Source organism: bacterium (assembly GCA_040753555.1).
In the GTDB taxonomy this organism is placed as follows: Bacteria; UBA9089; UBA9088; order UBA9088; family UBA9088; genus JBFLYE01.
Genome location: JBFMDZ010000203.1, coordinates 1 through 3,586, shown reverse-complemented (window position 1 = coordinate 3,586; position 3,586 = coordinate 1). Strand labels below are relative to the sequence as shown.

Below are 3,586 nucleotides of genomic sequence, written 5' to 3'. Positions count from 1 at the left end.
ATTTTGTCTTCTTAAAATATCTTCTATCATCTTATCTATTATATATATCGGCTTTTTAGAGCCAAAACATAATAAATTTTTTGAAGTAGTCAATTCCTATGGTAGGGTAGCGGAAAATGGGAATTTAAAATTATCCTATACTCACTCTCATCTTGTAAAGAAAAAAATTCATTTCCCTTTAAATTCGCAATCTTAAAATCCGCATTAACATATCCCCCTCTTAGAGCCTTTAATAAATTCAATAAGATGGTCTATCTCAGGGGATGAAGAAATTTCATCCTTTATTTTTATTAGTGCCTGGCTGATATTCAAATGAGAACGATATAATAGCCTAAATGCATTTTTTATGTCTTGCCTCATCTTGCTTGGCATTCCATTTCTTTGAAGCCCGATACTATTTATGCCAATGCAGGAGGCAGGGTGTCCATCAGCAATAAAATATGGTGGAACATCTTGAGTAACCTTTGAAGAGCCACCAATCATAGAGAGGCATCCAATTCTAACAAATTGATGTATGGCAACAAAGCCTGAGATTACAACCCTATCTTCTACCTCAACATGGCCTGTTAATCCTGCAAAATTTGTAACAACAACATTATTTCCAATCTTGCAATCATGGGCAATATGAGAATTTGCCATAATAAAGTTATTATCTCCTATTTGCGTGCTTTCCCCTTCATAAGATGAACGATGGATGGTTGCATATTCACGGATGATATTATTATCCCCAATTATCAAATATGATTGCACATCCTTCCATCCGCTTATTTGTGGCTCATTTCCAATAACACTACCTATATCAATCTTGCAATTCTTTCCTATCGTTGTTCCTTTTTTTATAACAACATAAGGACCTATCTTTGTTCCTTCTTTAATTACAACATCATCTTCGATGATAGAATATGGACCAATCTCAACTCCTTCTTCTATTTCTGCATTCCTATGAACAATTGCGGTTTGATGGATCATTCTTCAGCAACAATTGGTGCACAGGCAACAACCTTATCATTCTTCTTTAATCTCACCAGGCAAACACCCTTTGTATTTCTTCCTATCATTCTAATATTTCCTACAGAAATTCTTATAACCATTCCAAGTTGTGTAATTAAGACAATCTCATCAGCCTCATCTACCTCAAGGATTCCAATAACATTACCATTTCTTTCATCCGTTTTTATGTCAATAATGCCCTTTCCTCCCCTTTTTTGCAATCTATAAAGCCCTGTTATGCTTCTCTTTCCAAATCCATTTTCTGTTATTGTAAGAAGGCTCTTTCCACTCTTTACTACTTCCATCCCAATAAGAAAATCCTCTTCTGAGAACTTCATTCCAATAACGCCAGATGCAGCCCTTCCCATAGGCCTTGCATCCTTTTCATTAAATCTTAATGCCTTTCCCTTTCTTGATGAAAGGATTATCTCATCATTCCCAGATGTTAAATTAGCAGAGATAAGGCTGTCTTCTTTTGATATATCCATTGCAATTATTCCCGTTGTGCGTGGATTTGAAAAGAGATTAAGCCCCGTTTTCTTTATTTTACCAAGCCTTGTTGCCATAAGAATATAGCCATCTTTAAATTCACGAACAGGAATAATAGCTGCCACCTTTTCATCTTCACCAATTGCTATTAGATTGATAATAGGTTTTCCACGGGCAAGCCTTCCTCCTTCTGGAATATTATAAACACGAAGCCAATAAAGCCTTCCCTTGTCTGTAAAGATAAGGAGAAAATCGTGAGTGGAAGCAATGTATAGGTCTTTGACAAAATCTTCCTCCCTTAACTCAATGCCAGAGACACCAACACCTCCCCTGTGTTGCTTCTTATACACACTTACAGGAATCCTTTTGATATAGCCCCTGAAGGATATGGTAATTGCAACATCTTCCTCCTTTACAAAATCCTCCATCCTAAATTCTTCCTCTTCGGGAATAATTATTGTTCTCCTTTCATCCTTAAATTTCTTTTGCAATTCCAAAATTTCATCCTTTATAACACCTAAAATCCTCGTCCTTGATGAAAGGAGGGAATTAAGGTATTCAATCTTTTTTATAAGCTCAAGGTATTCCTTTTCTATTTTGCTTTCCTCAAGCCTTGTAATCCTTTGAAGCTGCATCTCAAGGATTGCCTGGGCTTGCTTTTGTGAAAGGGCTAATTCTCCCACAAGGGCATTCTTTGCCTCTTTTGGGTCCTTTGAGCCCCTTATAATCTTTATCACCCTATCAATATTTTTTTGTGCAATCTTTAGACCTTCAAGGATATGAACCCTTTCGCTTGCAAGGTTTAATTGATATTTTGACCTCCTTGTAATAATTTCAACCCTATGCTCAATATAGCATTCAAGAATTCTTTTTAAGGGCATTATCTCAGGGCTTTTATCTTTTATAACAAGCATAATAATTCCAAAGCTTGTCTGAAGTTGGGTGTGTTTGTATAGCTTATTTAGAATAACATTAGGATTTTCATCCCTCTTTACCTCAAGAACAACCCTTATTCCATCCCTATCTGATTCATCCCTTAGCTCTGATATTCCTAATTCCCTTTCTTTATTTACCTCAACAATCCTCTCAATAAGGGCCTTTTTGTTAACCTGATAGGGAATCTCTGTAATTATTATCTTTTCCCTTCCTTGCTCCCTTTCAATATTTGCCTTTCCCCTCATTGTAATAATACCCTGTCCTTTCTCATAAGCCTCTTTTATTCCAGATTTCCCAACAATGTATCCACCTGTGGGAAAGTCAGGGCCAGGAATAATAGAGGAAAGATCATCTATACTTATATCGGGATTATCAATTATTGCAATAATACCTTGAATTACCTCATAAAGGTTATGTGGCGGAATATTCGTTGCCATGCCAACAGCAATGCCAGATGAACCATTTATAAGAAGGGAGGGAAGCAAAGCAGGAAGGACATCTGGCTCCTTCAGGCTATCATCAAAGTTTGGAATAAAATCTACGGTTTCATCCTCAATGTCTAAAAGGAGGGTTTGACTTATTGAGGAGAGCCTTACCTCTGTATATCTCATAGCAGCTGGAGGGTCGCCATCTAAAGAACCAAAATTTCCCTGTCCATCAACAAGGGGGTATCTACAAGAGAAATCCTGTGCCATTCTAACAAGGGTGTCATATACAGCCTGATCTCCATGTGGATGATACTTTCCCAAAACCTCTCCAACAATCCTTGCTGATTTTTTATATGGCTTGTTAGAAGATAGGTCAAGCTCAGACATTGCATACAAAATCCTTCGGTGTACTGGCTTTAAGCCATCGCGAACATCAGGAAGGGCCCTTCCAATGATTACAGACATAGCGTAATCAAGGTAGGAGGTTTTCATCTCCTGCTCAATATAAGACTCAATAATCTCAGACATTTCTATGTTATATAATACAAAAAAATAGGTGGTTTCAGCAAGGATTATTTGGGATTAAGCGGGTTATGAAACAACGTAAGGGATTACCTCACCACCATTGCCTTAATGGCAGAGAAATCATCTGCCTTTAGCTTGTAGAAGTATAGGCCAGAAGAGAGGGGTTGGTTGTTGTCATTCTTTAGGTCAAAGAAAATTGCCCTATCTTTTTGGGTATA

At 37.2% G+C, this 3,586-nt stretch carries 3 protein-coding genes; 1 reads left to right on the top strand and 2 read right to left on the bottom strand.

Going from position 1 to position 3,586, the window contains the following annotated elements; all coding sequences use genetic code 11:
- On the top strand, window positions 1–196 hold a 196-nt coding region (locus tag AB1630_11255; protein MEW6104370.1), incomplete at its 5' end, for a hypothetical protein.
- Window positions 197–204: 8 nt separating this feature from the next.
- Here the strand turns inward: AB1630_11255 and lpxA are convergent.
- Together lpxA and gyrA are read right to left on the bottom strand one after the other, a co-directional pair.
- Window positions 205–969: an acyl-ACP--UDP-N-acetylglucosamine O-acyltransferase gene (lpxA, locus tag AB1630_11250; protein ID MEW6104369.1), complete on the bottom strand. Its 765-nt coding sequence runs from the start codon at window positions 967–969 to the stop codon at window positions 205–207.
- Complete coding sequence (gyrA, locus tag AB1630_11245) at window positions 966–3,371, bottom strand: DNA gyrase subunit A (protein MEW6104368.1); 2,406 nt, start codon at window positions 3,369–3,371, stop codon at window positions 966–968. The genes lpxA and gyrA overlap by 4 nt, the downstream gene beginning before the upstream one ends.
- Window positions 3,372–3,586: the final 215 nt, after the last annotated feature.